Consider the following 15,267-nt stretch of genomic DNA (forward strand, 5'->3'; position numbering starts at 1 on the left):
TCCGTGGTCACCCGCATGTCCTCCCTCTTCCTCCGCACCCTCCGGGAGGACCCCGCTGACGCGGAGCAGCCGGGCCACAAGCTCCTCGTGCGGGCCGGCTACATCCGCCGCGCCGCGCCGGGCATCTACACCTGGCTGCCGCTGGGGCTGAAGGTCCTGCGCAAGGTCGAGGCGATCGTGCGCGAGGAGATGGAGGCGATCGGCTCCCAGGAGCTGTCCTTCCCCGCGCTGCTGCCCAAGGAGCCCTACGAGGCGACCAACCGGTGGACCGAGTACGGCGACAACCTCTTCCGGCTCGTCGACCGCAAGGACGCCGACATGCTCCTCGGGCCGACGCACGAGGAGATGTTCTGCCTCGCGGTCAAGGACATGTACACCTCGTACAAGGACCTGCCGCTCGCGCTCTTCCAGATCCAGACGAAGTACCGCGACGAGGCCCGCCCGCGCGCCGGCGTGCTGCGCGGCCGCGAGTTCATCATGAAGGACTCCTACTCCTTCGACATCGACTCCGCCGGCCTGCAGAAGGCCTACGACGCGCACCGCGACGCCTACATCAAGATCTTCGACCGGCTCGGCTTCGAGTACGTCATCGTCCACGCCGACTCCGGCGCCATGGGCGGCAGCGCGAGCGAGGAGTTCCTCGCGGTCAGCCCCAACGGCGAGGACACCTTCGTGCGCGACGCCTCCGGCTACGCGGCCAATGTCGAGGCCGTCGTCGTGCCGCAGGCCCCGCCGGTCGAGGTGACCGCCGGCCCCGCCCACGTCGAGGACACCCCCGACACCCCGACGATCGACACCCTCGTCGCCGCCCTCAACGCCAGCCACCCGCGCACCGACGGCCGCGAGTGGACCGGTGCCGACACGCTCAAGAACGTCCTCGTCACCCTCGTCCACCCTGCCGACGAGGAGCACGACGAGCCGTGGCGCGAGCCGCTGGCCATCGGCGTGCCCGGCGACCGCGAGGTCGACGCGAAGCGCCTCGAGGCCCAGGTGGCGCCGGCCGAGGTCGAGGAGTTCGGCGAGGCCGACTTCGCCGCCCACCCGATGCTCGCCAAGGGCTACATCGGTCCCGGCGTCCTCGGCTCCGAGCGCTCCTCCGGCATTCGTTACCTGCTCGACCCGAGCATCGCCGAGGGCTCCGCCTGGGTCACCGGTGCCGACGAGCACGGCAAGCACGTCATCGACCTCGTCCACGGTCGCGACTTCACCGCCGACGGCACGATCCAGGCGGCGGAGATCCGCGAGGGCGACCCGAGCCCGACCGGCTCCGGCACGCTGACCCTCGCCCGCGGTGTCGAGATGGGCCACATCTTCCAGCTCGGCACCAAGTACGCCGAGGCGCTGGGCCTGAAGGTCCTCGACGAGAACGGCAAGCTCGTCACCGTGACCATGGGCTCCTACGGCGTCGGCGTCACCCGCGCCGTCGGTGTCGTCGCGGAGGACAACCACGACGACCTGGGCCTGGTGTGGCCGCGTGAGCTCGCCCCCTTCGACGTGCACGTCGTCGCGGCGGGCAAGACCGACGAGATCTTCACCGCCGCCGGTGATCTCTCCGCGCAGCTCGAGGCGAAGGGGGTCTCCGTCCTCTACGACGACCGCGCCGGCAAGGTGAGCCCGGGCGTGAAGTTCAAGGACGCCGAGCTCATCGGCGTGCCGACGATCCTCGTCGTCGGCAAGGGTCTGGCCGACGGGGTCGTCGAGGTCAAGGACCGCCGCAGCGGTGACCGCCGCGAGGTGCCGGTGGGTGAGGCCGTCGAGGCCGTGCTCGCCGAGGTGCGTGGCGGGGCGTGAGCGTCGACGAGATGCGCCACCCGCTGACCGTGCGTGAGCGGCCCGAGGCCGGGCCCGTCGAGGCAGTGATCTTCGACTGGGGCGGCACCCTCACCCCGTGGCACACGATCGATCTGGGCCAGCAGTGGCGGGTCTTCGCCCGCGAGGTACACGGCATCCCGATCGAGTCCGACGAGGTGCCGCAGGAGGACCTCGACCGGGCGCACGAGCTCGCCGAGCGGATCCACGCCGTCGAGGCCGATGCGTGGCGGCAGGTGCGCGACGACCAGCGCGGGGCCCACCTCGACGACATCCTGCGCGAGGCCGGGGCCGACCCCCAGCACGACCGGCACCACGTGGCCCTCGCGGCCTATCGCCGCTTCTGGGAGCCGCACACCCACACCGACCCGCAGGTGCGGCCGCTGTGGGAGGGGCTGCGTGAGCGTGGGCTCAAGGTCGGCGTGCTGTCCAACACGATCTGGAGCGGGGACTACCACCGCGAGATCTTCGAGCGTGACGGCGTGCTCGACCTCGTCGACGGCGACGTCTACTCGTCGGAGATCAAGGTGGTCAAGCCGCACCGCGAGGCCTTCGAGGCGGCGGCAGCGGCCGTCGGCGTGCCGGTGACCCACGCGGTCTACGTCGGCGACCGGCTCTTCGAGGACGTGCTCGGTGCGCAGGAGGTCGGCATGCGCGCGATCTGGGTGCCGCACAGCGACATCCCCACCGACCAGCAGGTGACGGTCGACGTCGAGCCCGACGGTGTGGCGCACGAGCTGCTCGACGTGCTCACCATCGTCGACGGGTGGCTCGCGGCCTAGGAACGGCGCTCGGCAGTCACCCGACGCTGTCGCCACCAGCGCCAGGCGCCGGTGCTCCACACCGCCCACACGACGAGGACCGGCTGGAAGAGCAGCCGGATCGCCCGCGCCGTGTCGCTCGTCAGCCCGAAGGCGTCTCGGTGCTCGGTGAGCTGCGCGATGTTGCCGGGGAAGACCGCGACGAAGAGCGCCGCCGTCGCCAGCCCGACCCCCGCTCGGGCGGGATGCCGCCAGGTCACGAGCAGAGCCGCGCCCACGAGGACCTCGACGACACCCGAGACGAGCACGACGAGGTCGGCGTCAGCGGGGAACCACGGCGGGACCTGTGCCTGGAACTCCGTGCGGGCAAAGGTCAGGTGAGCCACGCCCGCGAGGACGAGGACGGAGCCGAGCAGCACCTGCCCGACGGCGCGAACGGGTGAGGTCATGTCTCAGCCTCCCACGACGCCGAGCAGGCGCGCGGCGGCGAGCCAGGAGGCGCCGGCGAGGACGAGCGCGAAGCTCGCCACCCACAGCACCGCCGGCACGCCCGTGGCACGGGCGAGCGAGCCCGGGTCGCTCCGGGCCTCGATGCCACCGAGCATCGTCGCCAGATGACGCCAGGCTCCGACGAGGAGGAGCACGCCCAGGCCGACGAGCACCTGTTGCTGCAGGGCGTCGTCACGCCACCACCACAGGGCAGCGCCCGCCGCGAGCACCGCGACGACGACGAGGCCGGTGAGGGCGGAGCGCACCCGGGTCAGGGCGGCGAGCAGCCCGACGAGCAGGAGGGTGAGCGTCGGGGCTGCCCAGCCGGCCGTCGCGAGCCACACGACCGCCGCGCCGACGAGGCCGGGAGCGGGGTAGCCGGCCCAGGTCGTCGCGACCACGCCCGCACCTCGGGCCGGGCCGACGGTCACCGCGTGGCCGGACATGTCCGAGCGCAGGACGAAGCCCGTGAACCGCCGCCCGCACGCCATCCCGACGACCGCGTGGCCGAGCTCGTGGACGAGGGTCACGCCCAGGCGCAGCACCCGCCACGCCGGCCACCACGTGGCGGCGAGCAGCGCGAGGGCCAGGACCACGACGAGGGTCCAGCCGCCGAGGTCGGGTGTGCCCGTCGCGGGGGAGAGGCGGTCGAAGAGGTGCTGCACGGGTCAGACGCTAGGGGCGCAACCTGTGCGTGGGAGGGTGGCCCCATGACGCACGTGCTGATCCTCGGTGGGACCGCCGAGGCACGGGATCTGGCTGCTGTCCTCGAGGCGAAGGGAGTGCCCCTCACCTCCTCGCTCGCGGGCCGGGTCTCCCAGCCGCGGCTGCCGGTCGGGCCGGTGCGGATCGGGGGCTTCGGCGGGGTCGAGGGGCTCTCCCAGTGGCTGCGCGAGCACGAGGTGAGTGCCGTCGTCGACGCGACGCACCCCTTCGCCGCGACGATGGGCGCCCATGCGGCACAGGCCTGCTCGTCAATGAGGGTGCCGCTGCTGCGGCTGGCCCGGCCCGGCTGGGTGCAGCACCCGGACGCCGCGTCGTGGACCTGGGTGGGCGACCACGTGGCTGCCCGGGAGGCGGCCGACGCGGTGGGGGGAACCCCCTTCGTCACCACGGGGCGGCAGACCCTGCACCACCACGTCGAGGCCTGGGCCGAGCGGCCGGTGCTCGTGCGGCTCGTCGAGCCGCCGGAGGCGCCGCTGCCGGACGCGTGGACGGTGCTGCGCTCGCGGGGGCCCTTCGCCGTCGCCGACGAGGAGGCGATCATGCGCGAGCACGACGTGCGGGTGCTGCTCACCAAGGACTCGGGCGGACGGTTCACCGAGGCCAAGCTCGACGCGGCCCGCCATCTCGGGGTGCCGGTCGTCGTCGTGTCGCGTCCGGCGCGCGCCGAGGGCGTCGCCGAGGCGAGCGATGCGGTGGCCGCAGCGGCGTGGGTCGAGGACCAGGTGGGCGACTGACCCGCCTCAGCGACGGACGAGCAGGCGGGCCCCGACGGCCGCGACCAGCGTGACGGCACCCACCCGGCGGGCCAGGGCGACGGCGCGCGGCAGGTCGGCGACGACCGGCGCCGGGCCCGAGCCCATGACGACCCGATCCTCGGCGCCGCTCGAGTAGACGGTGCGCCCGCCGAGGCGCAGGCCCAGGGCGGCGGCGAAGCCCGCTTCCACCGGCCCCGCGTTGGGGCTGGGGTGGTCACGCCCGTCCCGCACCGCGGTGCGCACCACGTCCCGGGCCCGAAGGGGGGTCGCCGCGGCGGTGGCGAGGACGGTCACCCGGGCCGGCGCCCAGCCGAGCACGTCGTCGAGCCGCGCTGCGGCCCAACCAAATCGGGCGTAGCGAGCGGTTCGGTGACCGTGCATCGCGTCGAGGGTGTTGGCCGCGCGGTGGAGCACGACGCCGAGCGGGCCGAGGGCGGCGCCCCAGACGAGGGTGCCGACGACGGCGTCCGAGGAGTTCTCCGCGACGGACTCGACCGCGGCCCGAGCCACCTCGTCGGGGGTGAGGTCGTCGGTGACCCGGCCGACGAGGTTGCGGACCCGCGCGCGGGCGCCGGGCAGGTCGCCGGTGGCGAGCAGGTCGTGGACGGCCAGGCCCTCCCGGCCGAGGCTCGTGCCGCCGAGCGCCGCCCAGGTGAGAGCAGCCGTGGCCATGGCGCGGGCGGGCGCGGGCAGGCGGCCGGCGCCCACACCCAGCGCCACGACGGGGGCGAGGACGACCACCTCGGTGAGGACTCCGGCGGCTCGGGAGTCACGGTGCAGCCGCGTCTCGACGGCCGCGGCCCAGCTGCCGAAGGCCGCGACCGGGTGCCCGCGCCGGGGGTCGCCGAGCGCGAGGTCGGCGACCCAGCCGAGGGCGAGCCCGAGCGCGACCTGGTCGAGGCGACGGCCACGGTGGGCCGTGCTCACGCCCCGCCCTTGATCGTCAGCACCTGGCCCGAGACGACGAGGTCGACCCGGTCGGCGGAGGCGGCGATGCGCTGGTTGAGCCAGCCCAGACGGTCGGCGAAGATCCGCCCGGACCGGTGCTCCGACACCAGCCCCCAGCCGACCTCGTTGGTCACTGCCACGGCGAGATCCGTTGCGCGCCAAGCTGCTTCGAGGTCCTCGAGGCGCTGCTCGAGGGCGCCGACCCAGTGGTGCTCGGGCGCCTCCCAGGCCTCGATCTCGTCGAGCTGTGCGGTCAGCCAGGTGCCGAGGCAGTCGAGCAGGACCGGCCCCTCTGCGTCCCACAGTGCGCTCGCGGCGTCCGTGCTCTCGACGGTCGACCAGGTCTCCGGTCGCCGCTCGCGGTGGGCCGCGACGCGCGCCGCCCAGTCGGCGTCGTCGCGCTGCGGACCGGCGGCGAGATAGGTGACGGGCGTGCCCTCGGGCAGATGTGGGGGCAGCAGGAGCGACTCGGCGTGCCGGGACTTGCCCGACCGCACACCGCCGGTGACGAGGACACGCATGCTCACCACGCCACCGTCAGCAGGACGAGCAGCACGGTGAGAGCCACCTCGACACCGGCCCCGATGACATCGCCACCCACACCGCCGAAGGTGCTGGCGGCCTTGTCCCGGAGCGAGATCGCCGCCCAGATGGCGACGGGGACGGCCGCTGCCGCCACGAGGACGGCTCGAGTGGTCATCCAGAAGGGGGCCGTGGAGCTCCCGTCACCCAGCCCCCCCAGCAGCAGGGCGACCGGCAGCACCGATGCCACGAGGAGGGCGCCGACGGCGAGGACCACGAGCACGGCCCCGGCGAAGGGCACGGTGCCGACGAAGGCGGCCCCGAGCTTCGAGCCCGGTGCGGCCTGCTGCCCGCGACCGCAGACGGCGGCGGCAGCAGCCCGGGACGCCACGACCGCGGCCCCCACGACGAGCGCGCCTCGCCAGCCGGCGCCGAGCAGAGCAGCGATCGCGCCGACCTGCACGAGCAGCACGATCACGAGAGCCACGGCCCCCATCGGGCCGACGTCGCCGCGTCGCATGATCTCGAGCGCTCGCTCGCGATCCCAGCCGGCACCGAGGCCGTCGACCGTGTCGGCCAGGCCGTCGAGGTGCATGCCCCGTGAGCCGTGGGCCAGGACGCCGAGGGCGAGGCCCGCGGCGACGAGCGGCGGCACGCCGATCTCGACGGTCAGTCCGACGACGACGACCTGGAGCGCCAGGGGGAGGACGGCGAGTGGCGCGAGGAGCAGCGCGGCGCGTGCCGTGTCCGAGGTGATCGTCACCCGACCGCTCGGCGACCGGGTGAAGGTCCCGACCGCCAGGCGCAGCCCTTCGGACGCACTCACGGCGAGGTGGGGGCCGGTGCCTCGAGGGCGTCGACGACGTCGCCGATGACGGTGATGGCCGGGGGAGCGAAGCCCCCTTCGTCCGCCGCGGAGGCGATCTGCGAGAGGGGGGCCCGCACCGACCGCTGCTGCGGGGTGGCCCCGTCCGCGATGCACGCGGCCGGGGTGTCGGGGGACAGGCCGGCGGCGACGAGCGCCTCGGCGATCGCCCCGAGCGTCGCGACGCCCATGAGGACCACGATGGTCAGCCGCGAGGTTGCCAGGGCGGCCCAGTCGACCTCGCTGCGCGGGTCGTCGGGGCCGACGTGCCCGGAGACGACGGCGACGCCCTGCGAGAGGCCGCGGTGGGTCACGGGGATGCCGGCGAGCGCCGGGACGGAGAAGGCGGACGAGACACCGGGCACGGCCTCGACGGCGATGCCGGCGGCGACGCAGTGGTTCCACTCCTCGCCACCGCGGCCGAAGAGGTAGCCGTCGCCGCCCTTGAGCCGGACGACGGTGCGCCCCGCGCGCGCGTGCTCGACGAGCAGCTCGTTGATGCGCTCCTGGGGGGTGAACTCGCCGCGCGGGATCTTGCCCACGTGGATGATCTCGGCCTGCGGGGCGATCTCGTCGAGCGCGGCGACCGGGCCCAGGCGGTCGGTGACCACGACGTCGGCGGCGGCGAGCGCGTCGCGGCCGGCGACGGTGAGCAGGCCGGGGTCACCGGGCCCCCCGCCGACGAGGACGACCCGCCCGGTGGCGGTGGTGGTGGCGTCGGTCATGCAGTCCTCCGGTGGGAGAGATGGGCCAGCTCTCGCAGCAGCCCGTCGATGGTGTGGGGGTCACGGACGGCGATCCGCACCCAGGTGGCGTCGAGCCCGGGGAAGGTGTCTCCGCGGCGCACGGCCCAGCCTGCGCCGCGCAGCCGCTCGCGGACCCCGGCCCCGACCTGCGCGAGGACGAAGGGGGCGTCGCCGCCGCCGGTCGGGATGCCCAGGGCGTGCAGCCCCGTGGTCAGGTGCCGGCGCCAGCCGGCGAGCTCCTCGGTGGCGCGCTCCGCCTCGGTCAGGGCGGCGGGGGCCGCGGTCTCGGTCATGACCCGCAGCGCGAGCGCGCCGACCGACCAGTGCGGCTGGTGCGCGGCGAGGGCCGCGACGAGCTCGGCGTCGCCGACGACGTAGCCGGCGCGGATGCCGGCGACGGCCCAGGTCTTCGTCAGCGAGCGGACGACGAGCAGACCGGTGAGGTCACCGCCGACGAGCGACTCGCGCTCGCCGGGCACGGCGTCGATGAAGGCCTCGTCGACGAGCAGCACCCGCCCGGGCCGCGCGAGCGTGCGGATCGCGTCGGCCGGGTGCAGCACGCCCGTCGGGTTGGTCGGGTTGCCGATGACGACGAGGTCGGCGTCGCCGATCTGCCCGAGTGCCTCGGGAGTGAGCGCGAAGTCGTCCTCCGGCCGCAGCAGCACGTGCCGCACGTCGTGGCCCGCGGCGCGCAGTGCGGCCTCGGGCTCGGTGAACTGCGGGTGCACGACGACCGCGTCGCGCGGCGTCAGCGCCCGTGCGACGAGCGTGAAGGCCTCCGCCCCGCCGCTCGTCGGCAGCATCTGGTCCCGGGCCACCCCGTGACGGGCGGCGATCGCGTCCCGAGCACGGGTGGGGTCGGGGTAGGCCGCGACGGTCGAGAGCTCCTCGACGAGCGCCTGCGCCAGCCACCCCGGCGGCTGGGTGAGCCGCACGTTGACGGCGAGGTCCACCAGATCGCTCGACACCTCGGCGTCGCCATGATGACGCAGCGGATCGGGCACCGATCCCTCGAAGGCGACCGGTGACGGGCTCACCGGGAAGGACGTGGTTCGGGCTGGGGTGGCGCGACTCAAGGGCTGAGCCGGTTGCGATGAGTCAGGTGAGGGCTCCGAGGACTCGTGGTGCACGGGCGAAGCCCCCAGCGCCACCCCACCCGATCCACGGACGCCCCATGCGCGAGCCGCGTCGACGAAGGAGGCGGCGACGTCGGGGGAGCCGGCCCAGTGGGTGTGCAGGTAGGAGGCGACGAGGGTCGCGCGGCCGGTGCCGGCGGGGTCGAGGGCGAAGCCCTCGGTGCGGCCGCCGAGGTCCCACGCTGCCTGCCTGCCGAAGGGGGGATCGGTCACCGTGCGGTGGAACTCGTGGCCCGTCACGCGGGTGCCGGCGGGCCCGGCGACCGAGTCGACGAGCGAGGTCGCCTCGCGGTAGCCCAGGGTCAGCCGTCGGCCCATCGCGGCACGGGCCGGCAGGGCACCGACCATCGGGTGGTCGTCGAGGGTCTCGGCGAGGTAGAGCATGCCGGCGCACTCGGCGATGGTCGGCATGCCATCGGCGACGGCATCCCGGATCACCTGCACGAGAGGGCGGTTGGTCGCGAGGGTGCGTGCGTGCACCTCGGGGAACCCGCCGCCGAGGTAGAGGGCGCAGGTGCCCTCGGGCAGCGCCGCGTCGCGGGCCGGGTCGACCTCGACGACTCGCGCACCAGCCGCTTCGAGCAGCTCGACGGTCTCGGGGTAGCGGAAGGTGAAGGCCCGGCCTCCGGCGACGGCGACCACGGGGTTCTCCCTTCGAGACGCGTGCTGCCCTTCGAGACGGCGCTGGCGCGCCTCCTCAGGACCTGCAAGCTCCTCAGGGAGCGAGGGGTCCCACGGCTCGACGCCGAGGTCGGGTGCGGTGCGTGCGGCGGCGAGGAGCGCGTCGAGGTCGAGGTGCTCCTCGGCGACGGCGGCGATGTGGTCGAGGGTGGCCGCGGCCTCGCCGCGCTCGGCGGCGGGCACGAGCCCGAGGTGGCGCGAGGGCACGTGCATCGCGGCGTCGCGGGGGAGCACGCCCCAGACGGGGACGCCGACGCCTTCGACGGCGCGGCGGGCCTCGTCGCCGTGGCGGGGGGTGCCGGCCTTGTTGAGCACGACGCCGACGACGTCGAGGTCGGGGTCGATGGTCGCGAGACCGTGCACCGTCGCGGCGACGGTCCGCGAGGTCGAGCTGATGTCGACGACGAGCACGACGGGGGTGCGCGTGAGGGCCGCGACGTGCGCGCTCGAGGCGAAGCCGTCGCCCCCGAGCCGCCCGTCCATGAGCCCCATGACGCCCTCGAGGACGGCGACGTCCGCGGGCGTCGGGTGGGTGGCGCCGCGGGCGAGGAGGGGAGCGACCCTCCCTTCGCCCACGAGCCACGGGTCGAGGGTGCGGCTCGGTCGACCGGTCGCCAGCGCGTGGTAGCCGGGGTCGATGTAGTCGGGGCCGACCTTGGCCGGTGCGACGGTGAGGCCGCGCCGGGCGAGGGCGGCCATGATCCCCACGGCGATCGTCGTCTTGCCGTGGCCCGACGCGGGCGCCGCGACGAGCACCCGGGGGAGGGCCGTCACCACTCGATGCCCTTCTGGCCCTTCTGCCCCTGGTCGAAGGGGTGCTTGACCTTGGTCATCTCGGTGGCGACGTCGGCGATCTCGAGCAGCCGCGGGTGCGGGTCGCGGCCGGTGATGACGACGTGCTGGTAGCCGGGCCGGTTGGTGAGCGTGTCGATGACGTCGTCGAGCTCGACCCAGCCCCACTTCATGACATAGGTGAACTCGTCGAGGATGTAGACGGTGTGCGTCTCGTCGGCGAGGCGACGCTTGATCTCCTCCCAGCCCTCACGCGCATCGGCGGCGTGGTCCTCCTCGGACCCGGCCTTGCGCGACCACGACCAGCCCGAGCCCATCTTGTGCCACTCGACGGGGCCCCCTTCGCCCGTCTCCTCGTGGATGCGGCCGAGGGTCGTGTAAACCTCCTCCTCGCCGATGCGCCACTTCGCGGACTTGACGAACTGGAAGACGCCGATCGACCAGCCCTGGTTCCACCCGCGCAGGCCGAGGCCGAAGGCCGCCGTCGACTTGCCCTTGCCGACGCCACCGTGGACGACGACGAGCGGGCGGTTGCGGCGCTGCCGCGTGGTGAGCCCGTCCTCGGGCGTGACGGGGGTCTGTCCCTGGGCCATCAGGCGGCGCTCCTTCGGGGGGTGGTGCGGTCGGTGACGATCTCGACGAGGCCGCTCGCGGCGACCTGCTCGAGGGCGATGTGCTCGGCGCCCATGCGGTGGGCGAGGTCGGCGGCCAGGCCCATGCGGAAGCGGCCCGACTCGCAGTCGACGACGACGGTCTCGGCCGTGTGGCCCCAGGCGTCGGCGATGCGCTGCGCCCGGGCGAGAGCATCGGGCCCGGCCGTGGCCCGGCCGTCCGTGACGAGGACGACGAGAGCGCGCTGGTTGCGGTCGCGGATGCGCTCTCGCGCAACGACCCTGGCGATCTCGGTCAGTCCCTCGGCGAGCGGGGTGCGCCCGCCGTGCGGCATCTCGGCGAGGCGGGCGGCGGCGGCGTCGACGGACGATGTGGGCGGCAGCGCCAGCTCCGCGCCGGTCCCGCGGAAGGTCACCAGACCCACCCGGTCACGTCGCTGATAGGCGTCGAGCAGGAGCGAGAGGACGGCGGTCTTGACCTCGCCCATCCGCTTGCGCGCGGCCATCGAGCCGGAGGCGTCGACGGCGAGGAGCACGAGGTTGGCCTCGCGGCCGCGGGTGATGGCGTGGCGCAGGTCGTCGCCGGTCACCCGGGCGGGCCCGGTGCGGGCGGCCCGGCGGGCGGCGGAGGCGCGCAGGGTGGCGGTCAGGTGCACCGGCGACCCGGCGGGCTCGTGCCCGGCCGGGTGGGTGCCGACGACCCGCCCACGGGGGGTGAGTGCGGGGGAGCGGCGACCGGTCGGGCCGGCGCCGACGCCGGTGAGCTCGAGCCGGCGGGCGCGGTAGGGCTCGGTGGCCGCGGCGGTGCCGGTGGGGGTCGGCGTGGCACCCGCAGGGGGCGAAGGGGGTGACTCGGGGGCCTCCGCCGACTCGTCCGGGGAGTCGGGGGTCGGGTCGGCGGACGACTGGGGCCCGGTCGGCTGGTCGCCGGACGTCGTCGAGCTCGGGGGCGGGCCGGAGGGGTCGGCGTCGGGCGCCTCGCCCGGGCCCTCGTCGGGCTGGTCGCCGCCATCCGGCTCCTCGCCGCCGCCCGGCGGGTCGTCCTCGGGCTCCTCGTCGAGCAGTCGGTCGAGCAGGTCCTCGTCGAGCCCCGGAGCGTCGAAGGGAGCACGACGGCGCCGGTGCGGCAGGGAGAGCAGCGCAGCGGCCCGGATGTCCTCGCGGGTCACCTGCGTGCGGCCCTGCCAGGCGGCGTGCGCCGCGGCGGTCCGCGCGGTGACGATGTCGGCGCGCATGCCGTCGACGTCGAAGCCGGCGCACACCCGCGCGATGGTGCGCAGCGTGCGCTCGTCGAGCCGCACCGAGCGCACCGCCTCCCGGGCGGCGGCGAGGCGCTGGGTCAGCTCGGCCTCGGCGTCGGCGAAGCGGGCCGCGAAGCCCGCCGGGTCGAGGTCGGCCTCGAGGCGACGCCGCACGACCTCGGCCCGCACGTGCGGGTCGCGGCTCGCGGCGACGTGCACGGTCAGGCCGAAGCGGTCGAGCAGCTGCGGGCGCAGCTCGCCCTCCTCGGGGTTCATCGTGCCGACGAGGGTGATCCTGGCCGGGTGCGAGATCGAGACGCCGTCGCGCTCGACGGTGTTGCGGCCCATCGCCGCGGCGTCGAGCAGCACGTCGACGAGGTGGTCGTGGAGCAGGTTGACCTCGTCGACGTAGAGGATCCCGCGGTGGGCCTCGGCGAGCAGGCCGGGCTGGTAGGCCGCCTCGCCGTCACCGAGCGCGCGGCGCAGGTCGAGGGAGCCGACGACGCGGTCCTCGGTCGCACCGACCGGCAGCTCGACGAGCCGGGCCGGGCGGGTCGTGGCCGCGCTCTCGTGCGGGCCGTCGGGGCAGTCCTCGTCGCGGTCGGGGTCGCAGCCGAAGCGGCACTCGCTCGCGACCCGCTGCTCGGGCAGCACCGAGGCGAGGGCCCGGACGGCCGTCGACTTGGCCGTGCCCTTCTCGCCCCGGACGAGCACGCCGCCGATCTCGGGGGAGATGGCGCTCAGCAGGAGCGCCGACGTCAGCTCGTCGGCGCCCACGAGCGCGGTGAAGGGGAAGGTGGGGGTGCGGGACCCGGTGCGGCTCACAGTGGCGGCCTCCTGGCGAGTGTCCACGCTCGCCGTCCGACGACATCGGCGCGGGTTCGCGACGACGGGCACCGACCGAGTGTCTGGCTCTGGCCGTGTGGGCCGTGACAGTGGCGGGACCGCTCCGGAGTTGCACCGGATTCCTCGGTGGGGTGCCTGGGCGAGATCCTCTCACAGCGGGGCAAGGCCCTAGGGTGGGCGTCCGTGATCGAGGTCGTGGGTATCGGGGACGACGGGTGGTCCGGCCTGGACGAGGCCCGACGCGCCCTCATCGCCGGTGCCACGACCCTCCTCGGGGGCGCCCGCCACCTCGACCTGCTCGCCCTCCACGCGCCGGAGGCCCGGCTCGTGCCCTGGCCCAGCCCCCTTCGTCCGGCGCTGCGCGGACTCGTCGAGGCCCACCCCGACGCCGTCGTCCTCGCGAGCGGCGACCCGCTGCGTTCCGGCATCGCGACGACCCTCATCGACGTCGTCGGGGCCGAGCGTGTCCGCGTCCACCCTGCCGTCGGCAGCGATGCCCTCGCCCGGGCCAGACAGGGCTGGTCCGCGGAGGAGACGCTCGTCGTCACGACGGTCGGGCGCGACCTGCGCGCGCTCCTGCCCCACCTGACCGACGGTGCCCGCCTCGTCGTGCTCCTCTCCGACGGTGACGGTCCGGCCCGTCTGGCGGCCCTGCTCACCGAGTACGGCTGGGGCGCAACGACGCTCACCGCCCGCTGGCACCTCGGCGGGCCCGACGAGGGCGCCCGTTCGGCCCGCGCCGACAGTTTCGTCGAGGCCACGCCCGACCTCGTGCTCGCCTGCCTCGACGTGCGCGCCGACGACCCCACCGTGGCCGGCGCGACCGCTGGCCCGGTGCCCGGCCGCCCCGAGGACTTCATCGACCACGACGGCCAGCTGACGAAGCGCGACGTGCGCGCGAGCGGCCTGGCCCGCCTGCGCCCCACGCCCGGTGCGCACCTGTGGGACCTCGGCGCCGGCAACGGCTCCGTGGCCCTCGAGTGGTGCCTCGCCGTCGACCGCGCGACCGTCACCTGCGTCGAGCGCGACGCGACCCGCGCCCAGCGCATCCGCGACAACGCCGCCGCCCTCGGCCTCGCTGCTCGGGTCGACGTCGTCGTCGGCGACACCGCCGGCACCGACCTGACGACGCTGCCCGCACCCGACGCGGTCTTCGTCGGCGGCGGGCTCGACCCCGACCTGCTCGACCGGGCCTGGTCCTCCCTTCGCCCCGGCGGACGGCTCGTCGCGCACGCCGTGACGCTCGAGGGGGACGCGGCACTCATCGGCCTGCACGCCCGCACCGGGGGCGAGCTCACCCGCCTGTCGGTGGAGCGGGCCGTGCCGCTCGGGCGCTTCCTGTCGTGGACGCCCGCCCGCACCGTCACCCAGCTCGCCGCGATCCGCACCGACTCCGAGGACCAGACATGACCGTTCACTTCATCGGCGCCGGCCCCGGTGCCGCCGACCTGCTGACGATCCGCGCGACCCGACTGCTCGCGGCGAGCCCGGTCTGCCTCTACGCCGGCACCTACCTCGACGCCGCCGTCCTCGAGCACTGCCCCGAGGGCGCCCGGCTCGTCGACACCCAGGACCTCGACCTCGACGGGATCACCGCCGAGTGCGTCGCCGCGCACGAGCGCGGCGAGGACGTCGCCCGGCTGTGCTCCGGCGACCCGAGCGTCTACTCCGCGATCGCCGAGCAGACCCGCCGGCTCGACGCCGCCGGCGTGCCGTGGGACATCACGCCCGGCATCGCCGCCTACGCCGCGACCGCCGCCCGGCTGGGCCGCGAGCTCACCGTGCCCGAGGTCGCCCAATCCGTCGTGCTCACCCGCGCGCAGCGCGACTCGACGGCGATGCCGTCGGGGGAGAGCCTCGAGGCCTTCGCCGCGACCGGTGCGACCCTCGTGCTGCACCTGGCGATCCGCCGCGCCCGCGAGCTCGCGGACCGGCTCGCCGAGCACTACGGCGCCGACTGCCCCGTCGCCGTCGCCTACCGGGTGGAGCAACCCGAGGAGATCGTCCTGCGCGGCACCCTCGCCGACATCGCCGACCAGGTCGAGGCGCACGACCTGCGGCAGGCCGCGATCATCGTCGTCGGGTGGGCGCTGCGGGCCGAGGGCTTCGTCGAGTCGCACCTCTACTCGTGCCGCCGCGCGGCCGGGCGCGAGGAGCGGACGGCGGCAGACATCCCGGGTGGGCTTCGCTAGTCTCGGCCGCAGCCTTCGCCTCCACCTGGGGGAACCCGGTGAGAGTCCGGGACGGTCGCGCCACTGTGAGCGGGTCTTCCGCGAGTCAGGAACTCCGGGGCGAGGGCTGCCGCGGTCGGACGCGTCATCCGGCCAGAGAGAGAGTGC

General features: G+C 75.0%; 14 protein-coding genes and 2 riboswitches. Of the genes, 5 read left to right on the forward strand and 9 right to left on the reverse strand.

Going from position 1 to position 15,267, the window contains the following annotated elements:
• Positions 1-15: 15 nt before the first annotated feature.
• Complete coding sequence (locus ACQBJO_RS05865) at positions 16-1,791, forward strand: proline--tRNA ligase (RefSeq protein WP_421006830.1); 1,776 nt, start codon at positions 16-18, stop codon at positions 1,789-1,791.
• On the forward strand, positions 1,788-2,591 hold the full coding sequence (locus ACQBJO_RS05870) for an HAD family hydrolase (protein ID WP_255185817.1): 804 nt from the start codon (positions 1,788-1,790) through the stop codon (positions 2,589-2,591). Before ACQBJO_RS05865 ends, ACQBJO_RS05870 begins: the two co-directional genes overlap by 4 nt.
• Here ACQBJO_RS05870 and ACQBJO_RS05875 read toward each other — a convergent pair.
• Together ACQBJO_RS05875 and ACQBJO_RS05880 are read right to left on the reverse strand one after the other, a co-directional pair.
• Positions 2,588-3,019 carry a DoxX family protein gene (locus ACQBJO_RS05875; RefSeq protein WP_421006829.1) on the reverse strand — a complete coding sequence of 144 codons (432 nt, stop codon included), beginning with the start codon at positions 3,017-3,019 and terminating at the stop codon, positions 2,588-2,590. The two genes, ACQBJO_RS05870 and ACQBJO_RS05875, sit on opposite strands and share 4 nt — an antisense overlap.
• A 3-nt stretch (positions 3,020-3,022) precedes the next feature.
• Positions 3,023-3,724: a M50 family metallopeptidase gene (locus ACQBJO_RS05880; protein ID WP_421006828.1), complete on the reverse strand. Its 702-nt coding sequence runs from the start codon at positions 3,722-3,724 to the stop codon at positions 3,023-3,025.
• Between the two features lie 45 nt (positions 3,725-3,769).
• Here ACQBJO_RS05880 and ACQBJO_RS05885 point away from each other — a divergent pair, with 45 nt between their 5' ends.
• Positions 3,770-4,519, forward strand: coding sequence for a cobalt-precorrin-6A reductase (locus tag ACQBJO_RS05885; protein WP_421006827.1), 750 nt, complete (start codon positions 3,770-3,772; stop codon positions 4,517-4,519).
• A gap of 6 nt (positions 4,520-4,525) precedes the next feature.
• On the opposite strand, the gene ACQBJO_RS05890 is transcribed toward ACQBJO_RS05885, so the two are convergent.
• From ACQBJO_RS05890 to ACQBJO_RS05920, 7 genes are all read right to left on the reverse strand, one after another.
• Positions 4,526-5,467 (reverse strand): cobalamin biosynthesis protein CobD/CbiB, encoded by a 942-nt coding sequence (locus tag ACQBJO_RS05890; RefSeq protein WP_421006826.1) that lies wholly within the window; start codon positions 5,465-5,467, stop codon positions 4,526-4,528.
• Entirely contained in the window at positions 5,464-6,009 is a 546-nt protein-coding gene (locus ACQBJO_RS05895; RefSeq protein ID WP_421007265.1) for a bifunctional adenosylcobinamide kinase/adenosylcobinamide-phosphate guanylyltransferase, read from the reverse strand. Before ACQBJO_RS05895 ends, ACQBJO_RS05890 begins: the two co-directional genes overlap by 4 nt.
• Before the next feature lie 2 nt (positions 6,010-6,011).
• Positions 6,012-6,836, reverse strand: a complete 825-nt coding sequence (locus ACQBJO_RS05900) for an adenosylcobinamide-GDP ribazoletransferase (RefSeq protein ID WP_421006825.1) — start codon at positions 6,834-6,836, stop codon at positions 6,012-6,014.
• The gene (gene cobA, locus ACQBJO_RS05905) at positions 6,833-7,600 is read right to left on the reverse strand and encodes a uroporphyrinogen-III C-methyltransferase (RefSeq protein WP_421006824.1); all 768 of its coding nucleotides are present in this window, start codon (positions 7,598-7,600) and stop codon (positions 6,833-6,835) included. The genes ACQBJO_RS05900 and cobA overlap by 4 nt, the downstream gene beginning before the upstream one ends.
• A complete protein-coding gene (locus ACQBJO_RS05910; protein ID WP_421006823.1) occupies positions 7,597-10,212 on the reverse strand; it encodes a cobyrinate a,c-diamide synthase in 2,616 nt (871 codons plus the stop codon). The genes cobA and ACQBJO_RS05910 overlap by 4 nt, the downstream gene beginning before the upstream one ends.
• Positions 10,209-10,823 carry a cob(I)yrinic acid a,c-diamide adenosyltransferase gene (cobO, locus tag ACQBJO_RS05915; RefSeq protein ID WP_421006822.1) on the reverse strand — a complete coding sequence of 205 codons (615 nt, stop codon included), beginning with the start codon at positions 10,821-10,823 and terminating at the stop codon, positions 10,209-10,211. The genes ACQBJO_RS05910 and cobO overlap by 4 nt, the downstream gene beginning before the upstream one ends.
• Positions 10,823-12,934, reverse strand: coding sequence for a VWA domain-containing protein (locus ACQBJO_RS05920; RefSeq protein WP_421006821.1), 2,112 nt, complete (start codon positions 12,932-12,934; stop codon positions 10,823-10,825). Before ACQBJO_RS05920 ends, cobO begins: the two co-directional genes overlap by 1 nt.
• Positions 12,925-13,053: riboswitch (cobalamin riboswitch) on the reverse strand. (Overlaps the previous gene by 10 nt.)
• A 58-nt stretch (positions 13,054-13,111) precedes the next feature.
• Here ACQBJO_RS05920 and cbiE point away from each other — a divergent pair.
• Both cbiE and cobM read left to right on the forward strand, forming a co-directional pair.
• Complete coding sequence (gene cbiE / locus ACQBJO_RS05925) at positions 13,112-14,338, forward strand: precorrin-6y C5,15-methyltransferase (decarboxylating) subunit CbiE (protein ID WP_421006820.1); 1,227 nt, start codon at positions 13,112-13,114, stop codon at positions 14,336-14,338.
• On the forward strand, positions 14,335-15,120 hold the full coding sequence (cobM, locus tag ACQBJO_RS05930; protein WP_421006819.1) for a precorrin-4 C(11)-methyltransferase: 786 nt from the start codon (positions 14,335-14,337) through the stop codon (positions 15,118-15,120). Before cbiE ends, cobM begins: the two co-directional genes overlap by 4 nt.
• Position 15,121: 1 nt before the next feature.
• Positions 15,122-15,236: riboswitch (cobalamin riboswitch) on the forward strand.
• The last annotated feature ends 31 nt before the right edge of the window (positions 15,237-15,267 follow it).

Source organism: Janibacter zhangyanbonis (assembly GCF_050507325.1).
Classification (GTDB): domain Bacteria; phylum Actinomycetota; class Actinomycetes; order Actinomycetales; family Dermatophilaceae; genus Janibacter.

Coding starts and splice junctions, on each gene's coding strand:
- ACQBJO_RS05865 (WP_421006830.1), top strand. CDS start 16: ATGTCCTCCCTCTTCCTCCGCACCCTCCGGGAGGACCCCGCTGACGCG.
- ACQBJO_RS05875 (WP_421006829.1), bottom strand. CDS start 3,019: ATGACCTCACCCGTTCGCGCCGTCGGGCAGGTGCTGCTCGGCTCCGTC.
- ACQBJO_RS05885 (WP_421006827.1), top strand. CDS start 3,770: ATGACGCACGTGCTGATCCTCGGTGGGACCGCCGAGGCACGGGATCTG.
- ACQBJO_RS05895 (WP_421007265.1), bottom strand. CDS start 6,009: ATGCGTGTCCTCGTCACCGGCGGTGTGCGGTCGGGCAAGTCCCGGCAC.
- cobA (WP_421006824.1), bottom strand. CDS start 7,600: ATGACCGACGCCACCACCACCGCCACCGGGCGGGTCGTCCTCGTCGGC.
- cobO (WP_421006822.1), bottom strand. CDS start 10,823: ATGGCCCAGGGACAGACCCCCGTCACGCCCGAGGACGGGCTCACCACG.
- cobM (WP_421006819.1), top strand. CDS start 14,335: ATGACCGTTCACTTCATCGGCGCCGGCCCCGGTGCCGCCGACCTGCTG.